This is a genomic window from Pseudomonas sp. NBRC 111132, from assembly GCF_001320565.1.
Taxonomy (GTDB): Bacteria; Pseudomonadota; Gammaproteobacteria; order Pseudomonadales; family Pseudomonadaceae; genus Aquipseudomonas; species Aquipseudomonas putida_P.
In genome coordinates this window covers 1-22,851 of sequence record NZ_BCBI01000080.1, presented here as the reverse complement: position 1 = coordinate 22,851, position 22,851 = coordinate 1, and the positions used below count along the sequence as shown (strand labels likewise).

At 63.1% G+C, this 22,851-nt stretch carries 27 protein-coding genes; 13 read left to right on the top strand and 14 right to left on the bottom strand.

Going from position 1 to position 22,851, the window contains the following annotated elements; genetic code table 11:
- Positions 1-949 (bottom strand): homogentisate 1,2-dioxygenase (locus APH35_RS25935; protein WP_060515743.1); only part of this gene is annotated, 949 nt, incomplete at its 3' end.
- A 174-nt stretch (positions 950-1,123) separates the two neighbouring features.
- Here APH35_RS25935 and APH35_RS25930 point away from each other — a divergent pair.
- On the top strand, positions 1,124-1,906 hold the full coding sequence (locus APH35_RS25930) for an IclR family transcriptional regulator (protein WP_041166588.1): 783 nt from the start codon (positions 1,124-1,126) through the stop codon (positions 1,904-1,906).
- A 227-nt stretch (positions 1,907-2,133) separates the two neighbouring features.
- On the opposite strand, the gene APH35_RS25925 is transcribed toward APH35_RS25930, so the two are convergent.
- The 4 genes from APH35_RS25925 to APH35_RS25910 all read right to left on the bottom strand — a co-directional run bounded on the left by APH35_RS25925 (position 2,134) and on the right by APH35_RS25910 (position 5,307).
- Entirely contained in the window at positions 2,134-3,048 is a 915-nt protein-coding gene (locus APH35_RS25925) for an SDR family oxidoreductase (RefSeq protein WP_012274145.1), read from the bottom strand.
- 114 nt (positions 3,049-3,162) lie between these two features.
- Positions 3,163-4,068, bottom strand: coding sequence for an alpha/beta fold hydrolase (locus tag APH35_RS25920; RefSeq protein WP_012274146.1), 906 nt, complete (start codon positions 4,066-4,068; stop codon positions 3,163-3,165).
- A 176-nt stretch (positions 4,069-4,244) separates the two neighbouring features.
- On the bottom strand, positions 4,245-4,931 hold the full coding sequence (locus tag APH35_RS25915) for an LrgB family protein (protein WP_060515742.1): 687 nt from the start codon (positions 4,929-4,931) through the stop codon (positions 4,245-4,247).
- Positions 4,921-5,307, bottom strand: coding sequence for a CidA/LrgA family protein (locus APH35_RS25910; RefSeq protein ID WP_060515741.1), 387 nt, complete (start codon positions 5,305-5,307; stop codon positions 4,921-4,923). The genes APH35_RS25915 and APH35_RS25910 overlap by 11 nt, the downstream gene beginning before the upstream one ends.
- A gap of 96 nt (positions 5,308-5,403) precedes the next feature.
- Between APH35_RS25910 and APH35_RS25905 the strand changes: the two genes are divergently transcribed.
- Positions 5,404-6,285: a LysR family transcriptional regulator gene (locus APH35_RS25905; RefSeq protein WP_060494099.1), complete on the top strand. Its 882-nt coding sequence runs from the start codon at positions 5,404-5,406 to the stop codon at positions 6,283-6,285.
- A gap of 34 nt (positions 6,286-6,319) precedes the next feature.
- On the opposite strand, the gene APH35_RS25900 is transcribed toward APH35_RS25905, so the two are convergent.
- Positions 6,320-6,775: a flavodoxin gene (locus APH35_RS25900; protein WP_012274150.1), complete on the bottom strand. Its 456-nt coding sequence runs from the start codon at positions 6,773-6,775 to the stop codon at positions 6,320-6,322.
- Between the two features lie 127 nt (positions 6,776-6,902).
- Here APH35_RS25900 and APH35_RS25895 point away from each other — a divergent pair, with 127 nt between their 5' ends.
- The gene (locus APH35_RS25895) at positions 6,903-7,331 is read left to right on the top strand and encodes a PAS domain S-box protein (protein WP_012274151.1); all 429 of its coding nucleotides are present in this window, start codon (positions 6,903-6,905) and stop codon (positions 7,329-7,331) included.
- A 59-nt stretch (positions 7,332-7,390) separates the two neighbouring features.
- Complete coding sequence (locus APH35_RS25890) at positions 7,391-8,008, top strand: hypothetical protein (RefSeq protein ID WP_012274152.1); 618 nt, start codon at positions 7,391-7,393, stop codon at positions 8,006-8,008.
- On the opposite strand, the gene APH35_RS25885 is transcribed toward APH35_RS25890, so the two are convergent.
- Complete coding sequence (locus APH35_RS25885) at positions 7,993-8,928, bottom strand: MerR family transcriptional regulator (RefSeq protein ID WP_060515740.1); 936 nt, start codon at positions 8,926-8,928, stop codon at positions 7,993-7,995. The genes APH35_RS25890 and APH35_RS25885 overlap by 16 nt on opposite strands.
- Before the next feature lie 218 nt (positions 8,929-9,146).
- Between APH35_RS25885 and APH35_RS25880 the strand changes: the two genes are divergently transcribed.
- The 4 genes from APH35_RS25880 to APH35_RS25865 are packed head-to-tail and all read left to right on the top strand — an operon-like array spanning position 9,147 to position 11,118.
- Positions 9,147-9,707: an antibiotic biosynthesis monooxygenase gene (locus tag APH35_RS25880; protein ID WP_012274154.1), complete on the top strand. Its 561-nt coding sequence runs from the start codon at positions 9,147-9,149 to the stop codon at positions 9,705-9,707.
- A gap of 33 nt (positions 9,708-9,740) precedes the next feature.
- The gene (folM, locus tag APH35_RS25875) at positions 9,741-10,478 is read left to right on the top strand and encodes a dihydromonapterin reductase (RefSeq protein ID WP_012274155.1); all 738 of its coding nucleotides are present in this window, start codon (positions 9,741-9,743) and stop codon (positions 10,476-10,478) included.
- 9 nt (positions 10,479-10,487) lie between these two features.
- Positions 10,488-10,784 (top strand): DUF1244 domain-containing protein, encoded by a 297-nt coding sequence (locus APH35_RS25870; protein ID WP_012274156.1) that lies wholly within the window; start codon positions 10,488-10,490, stop codon positions 10,782-10,784.
- Positions 10,777-11,118 (top strand): HopJ type III effector protein, encoded by a 342-nt coding sequence (locus APH35_RS25865; protein ID WP_012274157.1) that lies wholly within the window; start codon positions 10,777-10,779, stop codon positions 11,116-11,118. The genes APH35_RS25870 and APH35_RS25865 overlap by 8 nt, the downstream gene beginning before the upstream one ends.
- 99 nt (positions 11,119-11,217) lie before the next feature.
- On the opposite strand, the gene APH35_RS25860 is transcribed toward APH35_RS25865, so the two are convergent.
- From APH35_RS25860 to APH35_RS25850, 3 genes are all read right to left on the bottom strand, one after another.
- On the bottom strand, positions 11,218-12,120 hold the full coding sequence (locus APH35_RS25860; RefSeq protein WP_060515739.1) for an alpha/beta hydrolase family protein: 903 nt from the start codon (positions 12,118-12,120) through the stop codon (positions 11,218-11,220).
- Positions 12,121-12,225: 105 nt separating this feature from the next.
- On the bottom strand, positions 12,226-13,437 hold the full coding sequence (fabV, locus tag APH35_RS25855; RefSeq protein ID WP_012274159.1) for an enoyl-ACP reductase FabV: 1,212 nt from the start codon (positions 13,435-13,437) through the stop codon (positions 12,226-12,228).
- 147 nt (positions 13,438-13,584) lie between these two features.
- The gene (locus APH35_RS25850; RefSeq protein ID WP_012274160.1) at positions 13,585-14,439 is read right to left on the bottom strand and encodes a LysR substrate-binding domain-containing protein; all 855 of its coding nucleotides are present in this window, start codon (positions 14,437-14,439) and stop codon (positions 13,585-13,587) included.
- Positions 14,440-14,574: 135 nt separating this feature from the next.
- Here APH35_RS25850 and APH35_RS25845 point away from each other — a divergent pair, with 135 nt between their 5' ends.
- Genes APH35_RS25845 through APH35_RS25830 form a run of 4 tightly spaced genes read left to right on the top strand, consistent with a single transcriptional unit; the run spans position 14,575 to position 18,709 of the window.
- Complete coding sequence (locus APH35_RS25845; protein WP_060515738.1) at positions 14,575-15,615, top strand: agmatine deiminase family protein; 1,041 nt, start codon at positions 14,575-14,577, stop codon at positions 15,613-15,615.
- Positions 15,612-16,508: an N-carbamoylputrescine amidase gene (gene aguB, locus APH35_RS25840; protein WP_060494103.1), complete on the top strand. Its 897-nt coding sequence runs from the start codon at positions 15,612-15,614 to the stop codon at positions 16,506-16,508. The genes APH35_RS25845 and aguB overlap by 4 nt, the downstream gene beginning before the upstream one ends.
- Before the next feature lie 2 nt (positions 16,509-16,510).
- A complete protein-coding gene (locus APH35_RS25835) occupies positions 16,511-17,596 on the top strand; it encodes an extracellular solute-binding protein (protein ID WP_060515737.1) in 1,086 nt (361 codons plus the stop codon).
- Positions 17,597-17,599: 3 nt separating this feature from the next.
- The gene (locus APH35_RS25830) at positions 17,600-18,709 is read left to right on the top strand and encodes an agmatine deiminase family protein (RefSeq protein WP_060515736.1); all 1,110 of its coding nucleotides are present in this window, start codon (positions 17,600-17,602) and stop codon (positions 18,707-18,709) included.
- 21 nt (positions 18,710-18,730) lie between these two features.
- Here APH35_RS25830 and APH35_RS25825 read toward each other — a convergent pair whose 3' ends face one another.
- On the bottom strand, positions 18,731-19,264 hold the full coding sequence (locus tag APH35_RS25825; RefSeq protein ID WP_080516267.1) for a cytochrome b/b6 domain-containing protein: 534 nt from the start codon (positions 19,262-19,264) through the stop codon (positions 18,731-18,733).
- Positions 19,261-19,527, bottom strand: coding sequence for a PepSY domain-containing protein (locus APH35_RS25820; RefSeq protein ID WP_012274166.1), 267 nt, complete (start codon positions 19,525-19,527; stop codon positions 19,261-19,263). The genes APH35_RS25825 and APH35_RS25820 overlap by 4 nt, the downstream gene beginning before the upstream one ends.
- Before the next feature lie 175 nt (positions 19,528-19,702).
- Between APH35_RS25820 and APH35_RS25815 the strand changes: the two genes are divergently transcribed.
- The gene (locus APH35_RS25815) at positions 19,703-20,881 is read left to right on the top strand and encodes an acetyl-CoA C-acetyltransferase (RefSeq protein ID WP_060515735.1); all 1,179 of its coding nucleotides are present in this window, start codon (positions 19,703-19,705) and stop codon (positions 20,879-20,881) included.
- 84 nt (positions 20,882-20,965) lie between these two features.
- Here the strand turns inward: APH35_RS25815 and APH35_RS25810 are convergent, their stop codons facing one another.
- Complete coding sequence (locus tag APH35_RS25810) at positions 20,966-21,685, bottom strand: SDR family NAD(P)-dependent oxidoreductase (RefSeq protein WP_060494107.1); 720 nt, start codon at positions 21,683-21,685, stop codon at positions 20,966-20,968.
- Positions 21,686-21,752: 67 nt separating this feature from the next.
- On the bottom strand, positions 21,753-22,553 hold the full coding sequence (locus APH35_RS25805; protein WP_060515734.1) for a 5-methyltetrahydropteroyltriglutamate--homocysteine methyltransferase: 801 nt from the start codon (positions 22,551-22,553) through the stop codon (positions 21,753-21,755).
- Positions 22,554-22,851: the final 298 nt, after the last annotated feature.

Here is a 22,851-nt window from a genome sequence, read left to right as displayed (position 1 = left end):
GTGGCGGGAAGATCACGAAGTCCATGTTGGCCAGGCCATGCACGCTGGTCGGCGAGGTCAGCACGGTGAAGATCGAAGGGTCCGGGTGGTCGAAACTGACCGTGCCGATGGTATTGAAGCGGCGCAGGTCGTATTTGTACGGCACGTTGCTGCCGTGCCAGGCCACCACGTCCAGCGGCGAGTGCTGCAGCTCGCAAGCCCAGTGTTCGCCCAGGAATTTCTGCACCAGTTGCACCGGCGCTTCGGCCTCTTCGTAGTGCGCCACCGGGGTGAGGAAATCGCGTGGGTTGGCCAGGCCATTGCTGCCGATCGGGCCCAGGTCTGGAATACGCAGCGGCGCGCCGTGGTTTTCGGCGATGTAGCCACGGGCCTGGCCGTCGAGCAGTTCCACACGGAACTTCATGCCACGCGGGATCACCGCAATTTCAAGCGGCTCGACTTCCATTACGCCCAGTTCAGTGGCAATGCGCAGGCGGCCCTGTTCCGGTACCAGCAAAAGTTCACCGTCGGCGTTGAAGAACACCCGCTCCATGGAACGGTTGGCGCGGTAGATGTAGATGCTCACGCCAGCCGGTTTTTCCGCTGCGGCGTTGGCCACCATGGGCAACCAGCCCTCGATGAAATCGGTCGGTTCGGCGGGAATCGGCTGTGGGCTCCAACGCAGGCGGTTGGGGTTGATGCCCCCCAGCGGCCCGCTCAGCGGCTGACGCGCCAGGCGCTCGAAACGAGGGTGCAAGGCAGACGGGCGAATGCGATACAGCCAGGTGCGACGCAGCTCGCTGCGGGCCATGGTGAACGCCGTGCCCGAGAGCAGCTCGGCATACAGCCCATAGGGTGCCTTCTGTGGCGAGTTCTGCCCGACCGGCAAGGCCCCTGGCAGCGCTTCGCTGGCAAACTCGTTGCCGAAGCCGCTGAGGTAGTGAAGGTCGGGTGAGGTGTCGCGATTCATCGATGCCTCCGGGCTCTGGCCGAGCCGTTGCGGGCAGCTGGCTGCTGGCCCGATGTGGGGTGGCAGCGCGTCTGCATTGTTTTTATCGTAATCAGATTACGAATAACGTAATTTGCTCCACGCATGGCGTCAAGCTATAAAGGCGCGACTTGAAGAATCCAGAAGAAGATGTCCATGACCAAAGCCAGCTCCCCCGCCGACAACGGCAAGCAGAAAGTCCGCTCGGCGGAGGTCGGCACCGACATCCTCAAGGCCCTTGCCGAGTTGTCCCCGTCCACCTCGCTGTCACGCCTGGCGGAACATGTGCAAATGCCGGCAAGCAAAGTGCACCGTTACCTGCAAGCGCTGATCGCCAGCGGCTTTGCCGAACAGGATGCCGCCACCAACCATTACGGCCTGGGACGCGAGGCATTGCGGGTGGGGCTGGCGGCGCTGGGCAGCATCGATGTGCTGAAAACTGCCGCACTGCCGCTGTCGCAACTGCGCGACGAACTTAACGAGAGCTGCTTCATTGCCGTGTGGGGCAACCAGGGCGCGACCGTGGTCAGCATTGAACCGGCGGTGCGTGCAGTTACCGTGGTGACGCAGATGGGCTCGGTGCTGCCGCTGCTCACCTCCTCCACCGGCCTGGTGTTCGCCGCCTACCTGCCCGAGCGCGAAACCGTCGAGTTGCGTGACCGCGAACTGGCCGCCCTGCAGCACCACGCCGATGATTACCAGCCGGTGCTGGCAGGCATTCGCGAACGTGGCCTGCACCATGTGCACGGCCTGCTGATGCCGGGCGTGGATGCCCTGTCGGCGCCGGTGTTCAATGCCATGGGGCAGGTGGCGGCGGTGATGACCGTGGTCGGGCCGACATCGATCTTCCACGCCGACGAACATGGCCCAGCGGCGCAACGGCTACTGGCGGCAGCGCGGGAAACCAGCTGGCGCATGGGCTATTCGCCCGCTACCTGAGCGCTAGCGGCACTATTGCCCGATACGTAAAGGTGAATGTCATAAGCAGCTATTTTTCCCAGCGGATCAAGCGCTTATTCTTAACTCACTGGCCGGCATGAAGGGCTCTCCCCCCCGCCTTTCAGGCCTGCGAGGTTCACCGACGTAGATTTTGAAGCTCCTTGATCTAACGTCTCGATTGGCCGCTGCGGCTTGCAGCGGCCTTTTTTATTTGAGCGGATAAATCTTCAGCCCAGCGGGTATTTCTGCAGGTTCGCCATCATCTGCTGCAATGCCTGCAAACTGTCCTGAGGATGCACCGCCCCGTCAAAGTCGCCGATTTGCGCCCAGTGCTCCGCCACCTGCTCCGGGGTAAACCCCTCGCGCGGATCAAAACCCACTCCCAGGCTGCGCTCCCAACGCACCTTGCCCACCCAGCCGCCGCCCACCTCGAACAGCTCCCCCGTGCCCTGGCACTGCTCGCTGCCCAGATAAACCACCAGTGGGCTGACCAGCTCGGGCTTGAGCCGCTCGAATACCTGGGGTGGGATCAGCCCCTCGGTCATGCGGGTACCGCCCGTGGGAGCAATGGCGTTGACCAGGATGCCGTGCTTGCGCCCTTCGATGGCCAGCGTGCGGGTCAACCCGTACAGGCCCAGCTTGGCCATGCCGTAATTGGCCTGCCCAAAGTTGCCGTAGATACCCGAGGTGGAAGCCGTGAAGATCACCCGCCCCCAGTTTTGCTCGCGCAAGTGTGGCCAGGCGGCGCGGGTGACTTTGAAGGCCCCTTCGACATGCACCTGGTACACCTGCTCCCAATCGCTGTCGTCCATCTTGTGAAAGGTCTTGTCGCGCAGGATGCCAGCGTTGTTCACCAGCACATCGACCCGGCCGAACGTGTCCAGCGCCTGCTCGACGATACGTGCACCGTGGCTGACCGAGTCATGGTTGGCGATGGCGCTGCCACCGGCGGCGCGGATCTCCTCCACCACCCGGTCGGCGGCCGAGGCGCTGGCACCTTCCCCGTGGGTAGAACCGCCAAGGTCGTTGACCACCACCCTGGCACCCCGCGCGGCGAACAGCAGCGCGTGGGCGCGGCCCAGGCCGCCACCGGCGCCGGTGACGATCACCACGCGATCTTGCAAATGGACGGGCTCGCTCATGCTCATGGCTCCAGGCAGGTTCAGGTCAGCCGAGTGTCCGCCGCCAGCGGCAGGCGGACAATCAAGCTCACGCAGGCTGAATGCCTGGCAATAACGCAGGGCGATGAGGCCCCGTCAGGACCACGCCACTTTCGGCTGGTAGTAGCTGGACGGTTGTTCGCGAAAGGCCAGGTAGTGGCGCAGCACCTGCATCGGCGCTTCGGTATGGGGGTAATGGCCAATGCCGTGCAGCTGCACGGTGTCCGGCTCCGGCACCAGTTGCCGGTAACGCTCGAGCATGTGCCCGCCGGACAGTGGGTCGACCACGCCATTGATGAAACGCAGTGGTACGCCTTTGCGCTGCATCGCCCCGACCCAGCGTTCACGGTGCAACCTGCGCTCGGGCATGTAGCCCACCAACTTGTGCAGGATGCGTGTACCCCGGTTGGTAGCGATCAGGCTCCAGAAGTCATCCAGCGCGCTCTCACTGGGGTGAGTGCAGGGGCCATAGACCTGGGTCACATTGCGCACCAGGTCGTCACGCCCGAACGAACGCCCCACCAGCCAGCCAAAGCGGCTGAGCAGCAGCTTCTGGATCAGCAGCATGCGGCAGCTTTCGGGGAACAGCCCGCTGTTGAGGAACACGCAACTGGCGATGTCGGCGCGCTGCTCATGATGGCGCGCCAACAATTCCTGGGCCACGCTGCCGCCATAGTCATGGGCCAGCAGATGCACCGGCTGCTTGACCTGCAGGTGGGCAAGCAAGGCCTGCTGCAGGTCCGCTTGCTCCATCAGGCTGTAGGCATGATCAACCGGTTTGGCCGAATCGCCAAAACCGAGCATGTCGCACGCGATCACCCGGAAACGTTGGGTCAAAGGCCCCCACAGGTAGTGCCAATCCCAGCTGGCAGTGGGAAAACCGTGTAACAGAAGCAGGGGCTCTCCTTGCCCTGCGGTCCAGTAGCGGATGCTCTGGCCCCGGAAGATGAAACTCTGTCCCCGGGTACGCCAGACGCACAATGGAATTTCGGCCATAGGCATCAGAGCGGTCCCGGAGAAGTGGTGTTGACGGAATAGGGCAAGGCTGCGGTCATTGCATGTCACCTCGGCACATACATGTGCTCTCTATGTCGAGGCAGAGTCTAGCCAGCAGCCCGTTGGCTGGAACTTGCGTTGCCAGCCAGCTTGATGACTGAGCGAGTCAGTGGCACGAACGGTCAGAGCAGCATGGCCAGCAGCGGCGCTGCGAACAGGTTGAGCAGCCCAGTCAGGACCATGACCAGGCCGGCCACCGAGCCTTCTTCGCGGCCCACCTCCTGCGCCCGGCTGACCCCGGCGCCATGCGCGCCAACACCAAACAGCGCACCCCGTGCCAGCGGTGTACGCAGCGGCAACCAGCGCAGCAGCACGCCGCCGAACATGGCGCCGAGCACGCCAGTGAACATCACGAACACCGCCGTCAGTTCCGGCACGCCACCCAGGTCGTGGGCCAGCGGCATGGCGAAGGGCGTGGTGATCGAACGCGGCACAAGCGACAGGCTGGTTGCGCTGTCCAGCGCCAGCAGGTGCGCCAAGCCCCAGGAGCTGGCAATCGAGGCACAGCTACCAGCCACCATGCCCACCATCAGGGCTGGCCAATGGCGCGCCAGCATGGCCCGCTGCTGCCAGATCGGCACCGCGAAAGCCACGGTCACTGGGCCGAGCACGCTCATCAACCAGTGGGTGTTGCGGGCATACTCGGCATAGGCTGTATGCAGCGGCACGGCCACCCCCAGCAGCAAAACCGGCACCAGGATCAATGGCGACAGCAGGTAGCGCTTGCTGCGCCGGTACAGCCAGCGGCTACCCAGGTAGGCCAGCAAAGTCAGCGCCAGCCAGAACAGCGGCATGGGTTCAAGGCTCATGGCGTAACCTCCAACGGCACACCAGTTCCACGGTCAATGCCGTCACCACCATCACCATCAACGTGCTCACAGCGATTACCAGCAAGATGCGCCAGCCCTCTTCACGGATCAGCGAGCCGTAGTCCAGCAGGCTCATCAGCGCCGGGATGAAGAACAGCAGCATCTCGGCCATCAGCCAGCCGGCGCCCAATTGCAACATGGCCGGCTTGAGCACACCCGAAGCGAACAGTATCAACAGCAGGGCCAGGCCCATCACGCCGCCAGGGATCGGCCAGCCCAACCAGCTGGCGAGCTGGCCGCCGAGCAGGAACAGGGCACAGAGGATCGCCAACTCGATGAGCAGGCGCAGGGCTTTTTTCAATAAGGCGGGTTTCATGGCGGGTTTCCTCGACAGGCCCTCATTTTAAGATTCGACTGCCTAGGCCAGAAGCGAATTGTTAGACTGATCGCCATTCCATAATGGAATCCAAGCATGGAATTCAAACAACTGCGCAGCTTTATCGAAGTGGTCCACCGGGGCGGTTTTACCCAGGCCGCACAGACGCTGCACATCAGCCAGTCGGCGGTGAGCAAGCAGGTAGCCCAGCTGGAGCAAGATGTGGGCCAGCCGCTGCTGGAGCGTCAGGCCTCGCAACTGCACCTGACCGCTGCCGGGCGCATCGTGCTGGAGCGTGGCGAAGCCCTGCTGCGTCAGCGTCAGGCGTTGCTCAACGAACTGGACGATCTCAGCCTGATGGAGCGTGGCGAACTGCGCCTGGGTTTACCGATGCTAGGCAGCGACGCCTTGTTCGCCGGCCTGTTCGCCGAGTACCGACGGCGCCACCCGAACATCGCCATCCAACTGCTCGAAGGCGGTAGCCGCAGCGTCGAACAGGCTGTCAGAAGCGGCGAGCTGGAACTGGGCGGCAGCTTGACGCCCAGTGACGAGGCATTCGACTACCAGCCGTTCTGCAACGAACCCCTGGACGCCTTGCTGCCGGCTGGGCATGCCTTGGCGGGCTTGGCCGGAGTGGACCTGGGGCAACTGGCCGATACGCCGTTCTTGCTGTACCAGCGCAGCTTCGTGCTTAACGATCGGCTGTTGAAGGCGTGTCAGCAGCAGGGCTTTACCCCGAAAGAAGGCGGGCGCAGTGGCCAGGCAGATTTTTTGGCGGCGCTGGTGGCGGCGGGCCAGGGTGTGGTGTTGCTGCCCCGGGTAGTGGCAAAAGCGCTGGAGCGCCCCGGGGTGGTGCGTGTGCCGCTGCGTTCGCCGGAAGACCTGCGGTGGGATATTGCGTTCATCTGGCGACGCGGGGCCTATCTGTCACGGGCGGCTCAGGCGTGGCTGGCCTTGTTGCGCGAGCTCAACGCCTGACACTGCCCCTGTAGGAGCGGCTCTACCTTGGGACTCAGGCTTTGAAGGCACTCGCCAACTCAGCCAACCACGGCTCGGCATCTGCCTCCGGGGTCACTGTCTCGCTCGCATCCAGGCGCAGCATCGGCTGCACTTCGCGCACGCCCAGCTCGGCAAACAGCTCGCGCATCTGCTCGCCACCACCACAGTAGGTGTCACCATAGCTGGAATCGCCCAGCGCAATCACTGCGCCCGGCAGGCCGCGCCAGGCCGCAGGCAGGGTGTCACGAATGGCGCTGTACAGCGGCATGAGGTTGTCCGGCAGCTCGCCCATGCCGGTGGTCGAGGTCACGGCCAGCAAGGCGTCGGGGGCAAAGCCTTGAAGATCCTGAAGGGTGGCGCGGGCCGCATGCCAGGCCTCCAGCCCCGCTGCCTTGAGCAGCGATTCAGCGTGACGTGCGACTTCTTCGGCGGTGCCGTAGACCGATCCGGAAATAATGACGACTTTCATCGGGAAGAGGATTCCGAAACTGAGTGAAAACGTAGGATACTAGCATCCAGCGATGGCAAAAGGCCGCCTCTACCAAAGTCGCCGCCTTCAGCCCTGCTTCGCCCCCTTCTTGCTCAATGGCCCGAACATGATCAACGCGCAATTGCTGCAATCGATGGTCGATGCGTCCAATGACGGGATCGTGGTCGCCGAACAGGAAGGCGACGACACTATCCTGATCTACGTGAACGCCGCCTTCGAACGCCTGACTGGCTATAGCCGCGACGAAGTCCTCTATCAGGATTGCCGCTTTCTGCAGGCCGACGACCGTGACCAGCTTGGCCGCGCGCGCATCCGCAAGGCCCTGGCCGAAGGCCGCCCGTGCCGCGAAGTGCTGCGCAACTACCGCAAGGATGGCAGCGCCTTCTGGAACGAACTGTCGATCACGCCGGTGAGAAGCGACGCCGACCAGCGCACCTACTTCATCGGCATCCAGAAAGACGTCAGCCGCCAGGTCGAACTGGAACGGGAACTGGCCAAGATGTGCGCTCGTCCGAAAACCGACGAACGCGCCTGAACCAAGTACGCCACGCACGGTCAACCCCGTTGAAGAAATCGCCACCACCGAGTTCGATCATGCAAGCAGACGTGCTCCTGACCCAGGACGAGCTGGACTTCATACAGAACATGCAACACTCGCCGCAATTGAACCTGGCCGACTCCATGTCGAGCCTGCTGGTCAATGGCGACCGCCGCATCCAGAACTTGCTTACCCAGCTGGTGGCCAACGAGCAAGTGACCTTGCAGGCCCAGTTCAATAACCAGCAGATCAGTTTCCCGCTGCAACTGGTCGAGGACGAGTTTCACGCCCTGCACCTGCAACTGGGCTCACCGGAAATCTACGAAGACGGCCCCATGCTGCGCCCTTGGCGCCTGTCGATGGACCAGCCGAGCGCACTGCTTGATGCCCATGACCAGACCAGCGGCCTGTGGGTGCGTGATATTTCCTTCAAAGGTGTGTTGCTGGAAATCCGTGATCTGCCAGCGGCACCCGCCCGCTTCGAGCTTCGCTTCGCCCCAGGCGGCATCAGCCCGATCGAACTGCATGGCGTATTGGGCCGGCGCATCGGTCCAAACCTGGCGGCCTACGACCTCAGCCAAAGCCCGGCCGAAGAAATCGAACGGTTGCGGGACTACATCCTCCAGGCCCATCGCCAGGCCCATCCCGAGCTGCACACTCAGGTATCGAGCTGACCGGCCAGGAACTGCCGCAAACGCTGGCGCATCACACTACCTTGCGCCCCCAGGCAAGCGACAAGGCTGCCAGCCAAGCTCTCCTGTGCCACTTCTGCCGCTTCGCCGGCCAGCAACAACGGGCATTCCAGCATCGCCGCCAGGCGCGTAACGTGCCGGATAGTTTCTGCTGTCGGTGCCTGATGAGAAAACAGCACCAGAGCGTCCGGCCTCAGACGTTCGCAGACCAACGCCAGTTCTCGCAGCGGCTGCCCGCTCGCCAGTAGGGTCACACCTGTTTCCTCGCTGCTCAGAAGCAGGCTGGTTACCAGCAACTCAAGTTCATGACACTGCCCCGGCAACGGCGCCAACAACACGTTACGGCTGCGCGGCACATGGGCAAGCTGCAGACGGGCGAACACCCGACCGCGCAGGAACTGGTCAAGGAACAGCCATTCACTGGTCTGCCCGTAGCCGCCTTGCCGCACGGCCATGTCGTGCCACACAGGCATGAACACTTCGGCGAAAACCTGATCCAGGGTGCTGGCGGCAAATACCATCTCGTAAAGGCGATCCAGGCCTGCCAGATCGAAGCTCTGCACCGCTAGACGAATCTGGTGCTGCCAACGCTGCCAGGCATCTGTCGCGCCACCCGCCTGCCCGGCAAGGGCATGGCCTCGCGCGAGAATACTACCCACCTTGCTGACCGACACACCGCGCTCCAGCCAGCCAAGGATACGGCGGACCTCGTCGATGTCGGCCTGTGAGTACAGGCGGTGGCCACTGTCGGTGCGAATTGGCTGGATCAGGCCATAGCGGCGCTCCCAGGCACGCAGGGTCACGGCGTTGACGCCAGTCAGGCGGGAAACTTCACGAATCGGAAACAGCTCCTGCTGCTCGAAGCTGGCATCGATAACCGGACTACGTCCCTGTTCGTTCATCTGCACGGTGTACCCTGGGTGCGGAAGTTGAACACATAGTCTACTACGACAGCACCCGCCGCAGGGTGCAGCCATTTGCCGGCTGACATTTGCCGGTGATCGCAACTGCGCGATAATCCGCGCCCGATTCTTGCATGCACGCCTGCGTCGCCCACCACCCCGGGCCACGCAGCCAAAGGGGCCAGCTACCCGCCAGCCCCGTTGCCAGGAGATACACGATGTCTACCCCACCCGTCACCTTGATGGTGTCGCGCCGCGCCGCCCATGGCCGCTACCAGGACCTGCTGGCCTGGCTGCACGAAGGCGAGCAGCTGGCCACCGACTTCCCCGGTTACCTCGGCTCGGGCATCCTCGCCCCGCCACGCGATGGCGACGAATTCCAGATCATCTTCCGTTTCAGCGACGAGCCCACCTTGCATGCCTGGGAACATTCCGCTTCGCGGCGGGCTTGGCTGCAGCGCGGCAACGGCCTGTTCGAGCGCCCCAAAGAGGCGCGCGTAAGCGGCATCGATGACTGGTTTGGCACCAACATGGTGCAAAAACCACCGCGCTGGAAGCAGGCCGTGGCCATCTGGCTGGCGTTCTTCCCGGTATCGCTGGCATTCAACCTGCTGTTCGGCCACTGGTTGTCGGCACTCGACCTGATACCCCGCGTACTGCTCAGCACTTTGGCCCTGACGCCGCTGATGGTGTACCTGTTCATCCCGTTGTCCACCCGCTTGCTAGCCAGTTGGCTGCTGGCCTCCCCGGCCACCACTGGCGCCTTGCGCAGCCGCTGAGGCCAGGCCATACAACAGGGAAACAGTTCGGGTATGCTGGGTGGCAACCAAAGGACAGACAAGTTGACCGCCCCGAACATGAACAGCCCCATTCTCGTTACCGGAGCCAGCCAGCGCGTCGGGCTGGCCCTGGCCCTTGAACTGGCACAGGCCGGCCATACGGTGGTCAGTGCCAGCCGCAGCATCCAGCCACAGGCGGCCCACCCGAACATCGTGCAGTTCCAGGCCGACCTGTGCCAGCCAGCCGACCGCCAGGCCCTGATCGACCACCTGCACACCCATTACGACGGCTTGCGCGCCATCATCCATAACGCCTCGCTGTGGCTCGACGATGGCCTCGACAACCTCGACACCATGTTCCGCCTGCACGTCGAAGCGCCCTACCACCTCAACCTGGCCCTGGGCGACCTGCTGGCCAAGGTGGAAAAGGCCGACATCATCCACATCTGCGACGAAACCTCTTCGCGCGGCAGTAAAAGCCACATCGGCTACGCCGCCACCAAGGCCGCGCTGCAGAACATGGTGCTGTCATTTGCCGAAAAATATGCGCCCAAGGTGCACGTGAACGGTATCCTGCCCGGGCTGCTGATCCTCAAGGAAGGGGGTGACGAAGCCTACCGCCAGCAAACCCTGAAAAAGGCCCTGCTGGAATTCGAACCCGGCGCCGGCCCGCTGATCGAGACAGTCAAGTACCTGCTCGCCAGCCAGTACAGCACCGGCAGCCAGGTGGTCATCAACGGTGGCCGCCACCTGAAGAACCGCATGACTTGAGAGACGCCCATGACGCCACAACAACAGCTCGAACTTGAGGCCGCCGCGTTCCGCCGCCTGGTCGAACACCTGCAAAAGCGCACCGATGTACAGAACATCGACCTGATGAACCTGTCCGGTTTCTGCCGCAACTGCCTGTCCAAGTGGTACAAGGCCGCGGCTGACGAGCGCCAGCTCGACCTGAGCCTGGATGATGCCCGCGAAGCGGTGTACGGCATGCCCTACGCCGAGTGGAAAGCCCAACACCAGAAAGAAGCCAGCGCCGAACAACAAGCGGCGTTCGAAAAAGGAAAACCTCGTGACTGATCTGAACACCCTGCGCGCCAGCCTGGCCAGCGGCCAACATGTCTTTGCCGATACCCTGGCGTTCATTGCCGACAACTACAGCTACCAGCCTCAGGCGTTCAACAATGGCGGCGTGGAGAATGCGGCCGGGCAAAACGAAGGTTCGTGCAAAACCCTGGGCCTGGCTTTGCTGGAAGGGCTGAGCGACCAGGAAGCGCTGCTGGCCTTTGGCGAGCACTACCGTGACGTGGTGGCCACGCCCGAGGGCAGCGACCATGGCAATATCCGCGCGCTGATCAAGCAGGGTCTGGCGGGCGTGAAATTTGCCGGGCAGCCCCTGTCGCGCAAGGCTTGAGATAGCCCGGGCCACTCCCACAAGGGGCGCATACTTCCTGTGGGAGTGGCCTTGTGTCGCGATGGGCTGCAAAGCAGCCCCAAAATATCGATCCCACCCTCAATCCATGAGGGTTCCAGGCCCCCCTTCTTTCAGGTCTCCCTGCTGCAGCCACTGCAAGGCCACCGGCCACAAGCTTTCGCGAAACCGGTCATGGAAAAACGCGAAATGGCCAATTTCGTCGACCGAGATATCCACAGGCGCGATACGCAGGTGCCGGGCACCCTGTAGATAACCCAACAATCGCTCGGTCGCCGCCACGGTGCCAAACGGGTCGTCAGTGAGGCTGATGGCCAGCGTCGCCGCCCGCACCTGAACGAACGGAAGCGTCGCCAGCGCCCGAGCGCTGGGGCGATGCTCGTAACGTGGGGTACGTGTGGTCCAGTCGTGCACCACGCCGGATGGCGTGTCTTCAAGCCAACCCAGGCGCTTGCCGGGGAAGTAGCCGAATAACCGCGTCAGTAGCGGCATTACCACATGCCATTTGCCGAGCAACTGCCAGCGCTGGTCGACCGCGTAGTCGCGCCAATAGGCAAACTGCGCGCCCACCATCACTACCCGGCGTACCTGGCCTGCCGACGCGGCCAGCCCTACTGCGCAGCCGCCGAAACTGTGCCCCACCACGTCCACTGGCTGACCGGGGAAATGCTCTGCCGCATGCGCCAGCATCGCTTCGAAATCCAGCCTGCCCCAATCGCTCCACGAGGCCTGGAAGCCGCGCAACGAAGCTGGGCGGGACTCGCCGATGCCACGGTAATCGTAGGTCAGCACATCGCAGCCCTGGGCAAACAGGTAGTCGGCAAAGCGGGAGTAATAGCGGCAGCGTACCGAAGTGGCAGCGTTGATGATCACCAGCGGACGCTGGGGGTCAGGGCGAGCGTGGCGCCAGCAGAAGCCGCCGAGGCTGTAACCGTCGGCTGTGGCCTGGCGAAAGGGGGCGGCGGGTTGGGTGAGGCTACTCATGGCGCATTCCCTGTTGTTGTGCGCCAAAGCTAGCAAAGATTTTATAGCCTGTACCGGCCTCTTCGCGGGTTTACCCGCAAAAGGGCCGGTGCAGGTTAACTACGGTTACAGCTCGATGCAGTCGAACTTGACATCGGTGGCCACGTCTTCGTCGTAGTTGACGTCAGCGCGCTCGAAACCGAACAGGTTGAGGAACTGCTTCTTGTAACCGGCGTAGTCGGTCAGCTCGAACAGGTTCTCGGTGGTCACTTGTGGCCACAGGGCCTTGCAGGCGGTCTGAACGTCGTCGCGCAGTTCCCAGTCGTCCAGGCGCAGACGGCCCTTCTCGTCAACGTCGGCCGGCGCACCGTCGGCACGGTACATACGGTCGCGGTACATGCGGTCGAGCTGGTTCTGAGTACCTTCGTGAATGCCTTTCTCCTGCATGATCTTGAAGACCATCGACAGGTACAGCGGCATCACCGGGATGGCCGAGCTGGCCTGGGTCACCACCGACTTGAGCACGGCCACGTTGGCGCCGCCTTTCACTTCATCGGCCAGTTTCTGGTCCAGACGCAGGGCGGTTTCGTCCAGGTCCTGCTTGGCCTGGCCCAGGGCACCGTGCCAGTAGATCGGCCAGGTGATATCGCTGCCGATGTAGCTGAAGGCCACGGTGCGAGCGCCTTCGGCCAGCACGTTGGCGCCTGCCAGGGCATCGATCCACAGCTGCCAGTCCTGGCCACCCATGACGGTGACGGTGTCGGCGATTTCCTGCTCGGTGGCCGGCTCGATGCTGGCCTCGATGATGGTGTCCTTGTTGGTGTCGATGGCGGTCGACTTGTACGGCTCGCCGATCGGCTTGAGTGCCGAGCGAATCACTTCACCGGTCTGCGGCAGCTTGCGCACGGGCGATGCCAGCGAGTAGATGACCAGGTCGACCTTGCCACCCATTTCGTTCTTGATCAGTTCGATGACCTTGGCACGGGCTTCGTCAGAGAAGGCGTCACCGTTGATCGACTTGCTGTACAGGCCTTCGGCCTTGGCAAACTTGTCGAAGGCTGCAGAGTTGTACCAGCCAGCGGTGCCGGCCTTGGTCTCAGTGCCAGGCTTTTCGAAGAACACACCCAGGGTGTCGGCCTTGAAGCCGAACGCCGCGGTGATGCGAGCTGCCAGGCCGTAGCCGCTGGAAGCGCCAATGACCAGGACCTTCTTCGGGCCATCCTCGCGCACGCCCAGCTTGCGGGTGGCTTCGATCTGGTCACGGACGTTGAGCTCGCAGCCCTTCGGGTGAGTCGTGGTGCAGATGAAACCGCGAACCTTAGGATGAATGATGGCCAATGTCTGTACCTCGTCAGGTTTATGCCGGGGAAGCGCCGCTTGGGGCGATTCCGATTGATCAGAGGGTGAGACTACCCCCGCAGGTTATCCGACACATATTACGGGGTGATCATGGGGATGCAAAACCGAGGTTCTTGCGTGCCGGCATCAATCCAAGGCCAACGCGGCTCTCAACCAGTCCAGAAACTGCCGGGCTAGCGGATCCTCCTGACTCTCCCGATGCACCAGGCAAGCCCACGCAGGCCCCCGCACCCGCTGCGCCGACAACGCCTGCAAACGCCCCTCTTGCACGGCCCGACGCGCCAGCAACTGGCTGACCAACGCCACCCCCAACCCCTCGCTCGCCGCATCCAGCAACAGCCCCGGGTCGGAAAAATTCAGCCCCTTGCCCTGCTGCCCAACATCCTCGCCGCCCTCCAGTTGCCAATGGCTCCAGTCCATCTCCCGTTCGCCGTGCAAGGTCGTACGCGCGGTTGCAGTCGCCAGGGAAGGATGGCAAGCCGGGTACAGCTGGTCCTGATGCAGCACGCTGAAGCTGCACTCAGCCTGGGCACTGAGATCATCGCGGATAGCCAGGTCGATGGTCTCGGTGGCCATGTCCGGCACCTCGAAACTGGTAAACAACCACAAGTCGACCTGCGGACAGCGCTGGTGAAAGTCCGCCAGCCGCGGCAGCAGCCAGTGCCTGGCAAAAGCCGGGCTGGTGTTCACCACCAGCTGATTGGGCTTGCGGTACTGGTCTAGCCGGCGAATGCCTACGGCCAGGTGCTGCAACAGCGATTGCGTGGTGCTGAGCAGGTCGTGCCCGGCGTCGGTCAGGCTCACGCTACGGCCACTGCGATGAAACAGCGGCTGCTCCAGGTAGGTTTCCAGGCTGCGAATTTGTTGGCTGATGGCCGACTGGGTCAGGTTCAACGCCTCGGCGGCCTTGTGGAAGCTGCCTAGCCGCGCAGCGGCCTCGAAGCCGCGCAGGGCATTAAGGGGTGGCCAGTGTTTGAGCATGATTGATAAGACCCGCTAATCAGATATGCGCTAAATCTATCGTTTGTCGCCAGCCAAGCCTAGCCATAGCATGGACACCAACACCCGCGACGGCGGGCTTCGTTGATAAAAATCCTTAATAGATCGGAGTTCACTATGCACCTGTCCCTCGACAGCGGCTGGCGTATGCCTGCCGAATGGGCCCGCCACGCGGCAACCTGGATGGTCTGGCCACACAACCAGGCCGTATGGGAAAGCGGCTGGCACGTGCGCCTGGCCGATGTACAACAGGACTACGCCCGTGTCGCAGCGGCCATCGCCCGTTTCGAACCGGTAAAGATGGTGGTCGACCCCTCCGCCATGGCCAGCGCCCGCGCCTTGTGCGGCGCCAATATCGAGCTGATCGAACTGGCCGTGGACGACAGCTGGTGCCGTGACAGCGGCCCAAGCTTCGTCTGCCACCCACAGCATGGCCTGGCCGGCCTGAGCTGGCGTTTCAATGCCTGGGGCGGCAAGTCGCACCACAGCCTGGACCGCAGCCTTGGCCGACGCATGCTCGACCAGCTGGGCCTGGACGGTTTCAGCACGTCCCTGTGCAACGAAGGTGGGGCGATCCATGTGGATGGCGAAGGCACACTGATCACCACCGAATCGGTGCTGCTCAACCCTAACCGTAACCCAGGCATCAGCAAGGCTGAATTCGAGGCCTGTTTCGCCCGCTACCTGGGCATCAGCAAGACCATCTGGCTGCCGGGTGACCCGCAGTACGTCACCGGTGACATGACCGACGGCCACGTCGATGGCGTATGCGCCTTCGCCCGCCCAGGCGTGCTGCTGGTCGACGCCACCCATGAGCAACACTCGGTGTACGCCGAGGTGGTGCGGGAAAACCGCCGCGCCCTGGAACTGGCCACCGACGCCCAAGGCCGCCATTTCGAACTGCTCGACCTGTACGAGGCCAGCGCCGCCGTCGATCAGAATGCCGAGGTGTTCTGCGCGTCCTACACCAACTTCTACATCGCCAACGGCGCGATCATCATGCCGGCCTATGGCATCGCTGCCGACCAGGAGGCCGCTGCGCAGCTGGGCCACGCCTTCCCAGGCCGGGAGATCGTGCCGGTGCGCATTGACCACATCGCCTACGGCGGTGGCGGCATTCATTGCATCACCCAGCAGCAGCCCGAGGTGCAGCCATGAGCCAGTTGCGTATCGCCACCACGCAGATGCCGTGCAGTTGGAACCTGCCCGACAACCTCGACCGCGCCGAGCAACTGGTACGCCAGGCCGCTGCCAAGGGCGCCCAGGTGATCCTGCTGCAGGAGTTGTTCGCTACCCCGTACTTCTGCATCGAGCAGGATCACCAGCACCAGGCCCTTGCCCAGCCCTACCCCGACAGCCCGATCCTGCAGCGCTTCGCCGCGCTGGCCGGCGAGCTGGGCGTGGTGCTGCCGCTGAGCTGGTACGAGCGCGCCGGCAATGCCTTCTTCAATTCGCTGACCGTGGCCGACGCCGATGGCCGCCTGCTCGGTGTGTATCGCAAGACCCACATCCCCAACGCCATCGGCTACCAGGAGAAGGAATACTTCAGCCCTGGCGACACCGGCTTCAAGGTCTGGGATACCGCCTTCGGGCGCTTGGGCATCGGTATCTGCTGGGATCAGTGGTTCCCCGAAACCGCTCGCTGCCTGGCCCTGATGGGCGCCGAGGTGCTGCTGTTCCCCACCGCCATCGGCTCCGAGCCGGGCTGCGCCGAACTGGACTCTCGCGACCATTGGCAGGTCGCCATGCGCGGCCATGCCGCCGCCAACCTGCTGCCGGTGGTGGCAGCCAACCGCGTGGGCGAGGAAGTTGCCGCCAGCGATGCAGCGCTAGCCATGCGCTTCTATGGCTCATCGTTCATCTGCGACCACAAGGGCGCCATGCTCGCCGAAGCCGACCGCGACAGCAGCGGCATCTGGCTGCATGACCTGGACCTGGCCGGCATGCGCGAAGACCGCCTGAGTTGGGGCATCTTCCGTGATCGCCGCCCGGAAATGTACGCAACGCTGCTGACCCTGGACGGTACACACCCACACAGCCTGAGGGCCTGAGCATGAAACACCACGTTCTAGCCGCATTGGCACTGGCCGCCTGCGCTGGCCAGGCACTGGCCGAACAGCCGGTGCTGCGCCTGTACAACTGGGCCGACTATTTTGCCGAGGACACCCTCAAGCAGTTCACGGCCGAAACCGGTATTCAGGTGATCTACGACGTGATGGACGGCAGTGAAGTGCTCGAAGCCAAGCTGATGTCCGGGCGCAGTGGTTACGACCTGGTGTTCCCCGGCGATACCGTTGCAGAGCGTTTGATGCGCGCTGGCAGCCTGCAGCCACTGGACCACAGCCGCCTGGAGGCGCTCGACGATATCGAGCCCGGCCTGCGCAAGCTGCATGCCCAATACCCCAAGGCCAGCCAGGCCACGGTGCCCTACACCTGGGGCACCATCGGCCTGACGGTGAACGCCGACAAGGTTCGCCAGCGCATGCCTGATGCACCGCTGGACAACCTCGACTTGCTGTTCAAGCCGGAGTTGGCGGCCAAGTTCGCTGACTGTGGTATCTCGGTCATCGACTCGCCCGATGAAGTGCTGGCCGTGGTACTCAACTACCTGGGCCGCGAACCACGCAGTGCCAAGCGTGAGGACCTGGCCGCCGCCAGCGAACTGCTCAAGGCGATACGCCCGTATGTGCGCAAGTTCCAGTCCCAGCCGGTGACCGAATTGGTCAACGAGAACTTGTGCCTGTCACTGGGCTACAGCGGCGATGTGATCCAGGCCCAGCGTACCGCCGAGTCCGCTGGCAAGCACCTCGACTTCCAGTACCGCGTACCGCGCCAAGGCACCACGGTGTGGATGGACACCATGGCCATTCCGGCCGATGCCAGGCACCCGGAATACGCCTATCGTTTCATCAACTTCGTCATGCGCCCGGCGAACATGGCTGCCATCAGCAACTTCACCGGCTACCCCACGGCCAGCGCCAAAGCGCGCCAGGCGGTGGACCCACGCATGCGCGACAACCCCGATATCTATCTCGACGAAGCCACCTATGCCCGGCTGATTCCGGGCCGGGATATTCCACAGGCCGACATGCGGGCACGCATGCGTGTGTGGACGCGCTTCAAGACTGCACAGGACTGAACCATGCCAAGCCGTAGAACCTTCCTGCAACTGTCGTTGGCCGCCGGCCTCGGCGCTGGCCTTGGCCTGCCCCTGGGGCTGGCCCGTGCCGAAGAACCGGGGCGCTGGTTCATGCCTGACGAGGGCGAATTGCAACAGCGTGCCTTCATCGCCTTTGGCGCCCAGGATGCGATCTGGGAGGACTTCACCGCCGACGTGCAAGCCGCACTCGGTCGCATTAGCCAGGCCATCGCGCGTTATCAGCCGGTGACCGTGTTCTGCCGCGCCAGCGAGCGCCAGCTGGCCGAGCAGCACTGTGGCCACCACAACACACATTTTGTCGAATGCCAACTGGATGACATCTGGATGCGCGACATCGGTGCCAATTTCGTCGTCGACGATGACGGCGCCCTGGCGGCGGTGGACTTCAACTTCAATGGCTGGGGCAACAAGCAGCGCCACCGTAACGATGCCCAGCTGGCCAAACGCGTTGCCACCCTGGCCAACGCGCGCTACCAGCGCAGTGAGCTGGTGGGGGAAGGGGGCGCCATCGAGGTGGACGGGCACGGCACCGGCATCATGACCGAGAGCAGTTGGGTCAATGCCAACCGCAACCCGGACTGGAGCAAAGCCGAGGTCGAGGCCGAGCTGAAGGCGCGGCTGGGCCTGAGCAAGATAATCTGGCTGCCGGGCATCGCCGGGGAAGACATCACTGATGGGCATGTGGATTTCTACGCCCGCTTCGTGCGGCCGGGTGTGGTGATTGCCAACCTGGACAACGACCCGGACTCCTATGACCACGCCGTGACGCGTAAACACCTGGAAATCCTGAAGCAGGCCACCGATGCCGAAGGCCGTAAACTGCAGGTTCACGTGGTGTCACCGCCGCTGCGCGGGCGGCGTAACAAGTTCAGCAAAGGTAATGACGACTTTGCAGCGGGGTACATCAATTACTTCGTGATCAACGGCGCGATCATCGCACCGCAGTTCGGTGATGCGCAGGCGGATGAGAAGGCCCGAGCACTGCTGGCGGCGTTGTATCCAGGGCGGGATATCGTGCAACTGGACATCGATGCCATCGCGGCTGGAGGTGGGGGGATTCACTGTGTGACCCATCAGTGCCCGGCCGTTTGAATGAGGTTGCCTGGCCTGGCCTCAATCACGACGCCGCCGGCGCCCGGTGATCATCGACAACGGCAAGTTTTCGCGCAGCAGCACGCTTTCGTAGATGGCCGCCAGCACATGCACACACACCAGCGCCAGCACCGCATTGGCCAACCAACCGTGCAGGTCGGTCGGCCAATCGGCGCCCCACAGTGCATCCACTTCCTGCGACGCCCAACCAGTCAGGCCCAGGCCAGCGATACCCGCCAGCATCAACAGCATCACCAAGGCGCCAATCGGCGAGTGCCCCAGACGATGGCAAGGCTCCCCACGCAGCACCTTGCGCGCGTGCCCGGCCACGCGTGCCGGGGTTGGCCAGAAGTCGGCCCAGCGCGCACTGGCTGGCCCGACAAAGCCCCAGACCACGCGCACCACGACGCACGCCAGTGCGTAGTAGCCCAGCCACTGGTGCCAGTCATCGCCCTCTTCGTTGAAAAAGTAGTTGGCGAAGAACACCGCTGCGATCGACAGGTGGCACAGCCGCAGGAGGGGATCCCACAGCCGCACCATGCCGTCGCTGTTCAATCGTGGTACTCGGACTTGACCGCTTTGCCGGTCACCGGGTCATGATAAATCTCGACCTTGCGACCGTCCTTGTCGAACCCATAGATCTCGTAGCAATTGCCCTTGGTAACCTTGAACTTGTTGATCTTGTAGCCCTGCTCCTTGAGCTGGGCCTGGAACTTTTCCTGGTCTTGCCAGGTGCTTTTATCCGCGGTGGTGCATTGGGTGGCGGCGAATGCTGTGCTGCTGCCGATCAGGAGGGTCAGTGCGATCAGGATGCGCATGGGTATGGGCTCCATTGGGTTGAGTGAAACAGCACGAAATTCAGCTTAGTTGGGGAGGACGCCAAGTGCCCATTGATTTGTTTTTCATATCAATCCGAAAGAAAAACAAACTTAACAAATAAGCCAAACCCGCCGATGCTGGTGGCACTACGCCTATTGCCCGGAGAACAACAACATGAACGACGTGGTTATCGTCGCCGCAACCCGTACCGCCATTGGCAGCTTCCAGGGCGCCCTGGCCTCCGTGCCTGCGGTCGACCTCGGCGCCGCCGTGATCAAGCGGCTGCTGGAGCAGACCGGGCTGGACCCGGCGCAAGTCGACGAAGTCATCCTCGGCCAGGTGCTCACCGCCGGCGCCGGGCAGAACCCGGCGCGCCAGGCTGCGATCAAGGCCGGCCTGCCCTTCAGCGTACCGGCCCTGACCCTGAACAAGGTCTGCGGCTCGGGCCTCAAGGCCCTGCACCTGGCCGCCCAGGCCATCCGTTGCGGCGACGCCGAGGTGGTGATTGCCGGTGGCCAGGAGAACATGAGCCTTGCTCCCTACGTGATGCCCTCGGCCCGTACTGGCCAGCGCATGGGCCATGGCCAACTGATCGACAGCATGATCACCGATGGCCTGTGGGATGCGTTCAATGACTACCACATGGGCATCACTGCCGAGAACCTGGTGGACACGTACAGCCTCACCCGCGAACAGCAGGATGCCTTTGCCGCCGAATCGCAGCGCAAGGCGGTGGCGGCGATCGAGGCCGGCCGATTCGACGCGGAAATCACCCCCATCCTGCTGCCACAGAAAAAGGGCGAGCCCAAGGTCTTCGCCCGTGACGAGCAGCCACGCCCGGACACCACCGCCGAGTCCCTGGGCAAACTGCGCCCGGCCTTCAAGAAGGACGGCAGCGTCACTGCGGGCAATGCCTCCAGCCTGAATGACGGCGCCGCCGCCGTGCTGCTGATGAGTGCGGCCAAGGCCAAAGCCCTGGGCCTGCCGGTGCTAGCGAAGGTCGCCGCCTATGCCAGTGCCGGGGTAGACCCGGCGATCATGGGTATCGGCCCGGTTTCGGCGACCCAGCGTTGCCTGGACAAAGCCGGTTGGCAGTTGGCCGAACTGGACCTGATCGAAGCCAACGAAGCCTTTGCCGCACAGGCGCTGGCCGTGGGCAAGGCGCTGGAGTGGGATGCCGCACGGGTCAACGTGAATGGCGGGGCGATTGCCCTGGGCCACCCGATTGGTGCTTCCGGGTGCCGCGTGCTGGTGACCTTGCTGCACGAGATGATCAAACGCGATGCCAAGAAAGGCCTGGCAACCTTGTGCATTGGCGGTGGGCAAGGGGTGGCACTGGCGATCGAGCGCTGATCTAAAACCGAGTCGAACAGGCTAGGCCCTTTCGCGGGTTTACCCGCGAAGAGGCCGGGCCTGCTTGAACACCACTCTCAGGCCTCAGAACCGCTCATCGGCAATTGCCGGCAAGGTCAGCTCCCGCACATAACTGGCCGCCGAAAGCTCCAGCAGCGTGCGCACCATCAGCACCACATCGTGCAGCGGTATCAGCCCCCCTTCCCCACGCGCCGCAGCCTCTTCCACCGGCACATCCAGGCCGTCTTCGGTATTGAGGTACCCAAGGTTCAGGCACGTCACCCCAAGGCCTTGCCCTCGATAGCCTTCCCGCAATGCTTCGGCGATGCCGCGCAGGCCGAACTTGGAGGCAGCGAAGGTCACTTCCGGGCGACCGCTTTGGGGCAGGCCGGAAGTGGAACCGGTCAGGATGATCCGTGGTTTTTCGCTTTCGAGCAGCAGCGGCAGCAGCCGCTTGACCAGCAGGATGGTGGCGGTGATGTTGCAGTCGACCATGCGCTGCAGCGCTGCGTCACAGTCATCAAGGAAGCTGTAGTGGTCTTCGAACGCTTCGGCCTCCCACAGGCCGAGGTTATAGATCAGCGTATCCACGCCACCCTCAGCCAGCGCTCGGGCTATCGACTCTACTGCAGCGGCAGGCTGGCCTAGATCGGCCTCGATCCACTGGGCGTCAATACCCTTGCCGACATTCACTGCCGCGGGTTTGCTGCGCGACACCCCAATCAACGTATCGCCGGGTTTGCCCAACCCTTCCATGAAAGCCTTGCCCAGGCCTTTACTGGCGCCGACTACCAGAACACGCATCGCATCACTCCCTGTCGATTTGATCGGAGTCGGCATTCTAGGGGGTTTTAAGCGCCCGTGGCGATGATCAAGCCGCAGCTCGGTTTTCGTCCAGCGCAGCTGCCAGCACGGCCACTTCCTGGCACTTCTGCACGGCCACTTCCACCGGGCTGCGCGACAACGAGCAGGCCGGCGCCAGCCATAGCCGCTCCCCCAGACGCTCATGGGCATCGTGCAGCAGGCCCAGGGTTTCTCCCAAGTCGCAAGCAGCTGCAGTGCGGCCGTCGACCAGGCCCAGCGACAACACCTTGTAGGTCGGTAGGCGGTCCAGAAGGGTCTGGTACTGCTCGGGTGCCTGTACCAGGTCGACATGCAGGCCATCGACAGGCAGGTTCACGGCCAGGCCGAGGTTGCCGTCAAGGCCACCGTAGTAGGTGGCAATCAGCTTTTTCAGCGGCGCGCGCTGAAGAATGTTGTAGACGCGCTCGTAAGCGTTTTTCCAGTCCTGCGGCAGGTCTTCGGCGAGAATCGGTTCATCGATCTGCACCCACTCCACGCCCATTGCAGCCAGGCGGTTGAGGTACTGATCGTACAGCGGCAGCAGGCGCTCGAGCAGTTCCAGCGTTTCGATGCTGCCGTTGTTTTCGCCCTGCCACAGATAAGTCAACGGGCCGATCACCACTGGCTTGACCGCATGGCCCAAGGCCTTGGCTTGTGCCACTTCATCAAAAAGCTGCGCCCAGCTCAGGTCGAACGGTTGATCATGCCAGGCAAAGTCACCCACTGGCAGCAATTGGATGCCGGCATCACGCTGAGCCTGCCAGTGACAGGCACGCGCCTCGCGGTCACCGCTGATGTGTGGAAAGCCCAGGTTGTGTGCCAGTGCCATGTTTTGTCCCTTAACCTGCATAAATGAATGAGAGGGATTTTCCGGCGGATAAACGCTTGAGACAAACTCATTAAATTTGAGATGAACCCAAGATTTCTTCATGATCATGCTGATGTCTCATTCAGAGCATCACCCTGCGCGTTCGGACATGACCCCGCCCGCCTTCTGCCGCACAATGCCACCCTGACCACACCGGGTGCCCAGCCACATGAGCCTGCTGAAAACCGCGCTGCGCGAAAAGAACTTCGTCTGCGTCATGGAATTCGTCCCCAAGCCTTCGGCTGAACGCTTCGCCGCC

Coding starts and splice junctions, on each gene's coding strand:
- APH35_RS25930 (WP_041166588.1), top strand. CDS start 1,124: ATGACCAAAGCCAGCTCCCCCGCCGACAACGGCAAGCAGAAAGTCCGC.
- APH35_RS25925 (WP_012274145.1), bottom strand. CDS start 3,048: ATGAGCGAGCCCGTCCATTTGCAAGATCGCGTGGTGATCGTCACCGGC.
- APH35_RS25920 (WP_012274146.1), bottom strand. CDS start 4,068: ATGCCTATGGCCGAAATTCCATTGTGCGTCTGGCGTACCCGGGGACAG.
- APH35_RS25915 (WP_060515742.1), bottom strand. CDS start 4,931: ATGAGCCTTGAACCCATGCCGCTGTTCTGGCTGGCGCTGACTTTGCTG.
- APH35_RS25910 (WP_060515741.1), bottom strand. CDS start 5,307: ATGAAACCCGCCTTATTGAAAAAAGCCCTGCGCCTGCTCATCGAGTTG.
- APH35_RS25905 (WP_060494099.1), top strand. CDS start 5,404: ATGGAATTCAAACAACTGCGCAGCTTTATCGAAGTGGTCCACCGGGGC.
- APH35_RS25900 (WP_012274150.1), bottom strand. CDS start 6,775: ATGAAAGTCGTCATTATTTCCGGATCGGTCTACGGCACCGCCGAAGAA.
- APH35_RS25895 (WP_012274151.1), top strand. CDS start 6,903: ATGATCAACGCGCAATTGCTGCAATCGATGGTCGATGCGTCCAATGAC.
- APH35_RS25890 (WP_012274152.1), top strand. CDS start 7,391: ATGCAAGCAGACGTGCTCCTGACCCAGGACGAGCTGGACTTCATACAG.
- APH35_RS25885 (WP_060515740.1), bottom strand. CDS start 8,928: ATGAACGAACAGGGACGTAGTCCGGTTATCGATGCCAGCTTCGAGCAG.
- APH35_RS25880 (WP_012274154.1), top strand. CDS start 9,147: ATGTCTACCCCACCCGTCACCTTGATGGTGTCGCGCCGCGCCGCCCAT.
- folM (WP_012274155.1), top strand. CDS start 9,741: ATGCTGGGTGGCAACCAAAGGACAGACAAGTTGACCGCCCCGAACATG.
- APH35_RS25870 (WP_012274156.1), top strand. CDS start 10,488: ATGACGCCACAACAACAGCTCGAACTTGAGGCCGCCGCGTTCCGCCGC.
- APH35_RS25860 (WP_060515739.1), bottom strand. CDS start 12,120: ATGAGTAGCCTCACCCAACCCGCCGCCCCCTTTCGCCAGGCCACAGCC.
- APH35_RS25850 (WP_012274160.1), bottom strand. CDS start 14,439: ATGCTCAAACACTGGCCACCCCTTAATGCCCTGCGCGGCTTCGAGGCC.
- APH35_RS25845 (WP_060515738.1), top strand. CDS start 14,575: ATGCACCTGTCCCTCGACAGCGGCTGGCGTATGCCTGCCGAATGGGCC.
- aguB (WP_060494103.1), top strand. CDS start 15,612: ATGAGCCAGTTGCGTATCGCCACCACGCAGATGCCGTGCAGTTGGAAC.
- APH35_RS25835 (WP_060515737.1), top strand. CDS start 16,511: ATGAAACACCACGTTCTAGCCGCATTGGCACTGGCCGCCTGCGCTGGC.
- APH35_RS25830 (WP_060515736.1), top strand. CDS start 17,600: ATGCCAAGCCGTAGAACCTTCCTGCAACTGTCGTTGGCCGCCGGCCTC.
- APH35_RS25820 (WP_012274166.1), bottom strand. CDS start 19,527: ATGCGCATCCTGATCGCACTGACCCTCCTGATCGGCAGCAGCACAGCA.
- APH35_RS25815 (WP_060515735.1), top strand. CDS start 19,703: ATGAACGACGTGGTTATCGTCGCCGCAACCCGTACCGCCATTGGCAGC.
- APH35_RS25810 (WP_060494107.1), bottom strand. CDS start 21,685: ATGCGTGTTCTGGTAGTCGGCGCCAGTAAAGGCCTGGGCAAGGCTTTC.
- APH35_RS25805 (WP_060515734.1), bottom strand. CDS start 22,553: ATGGCACTGGCACACAACCTGGGCTTTCCACACATCAGCGGTGACCGC.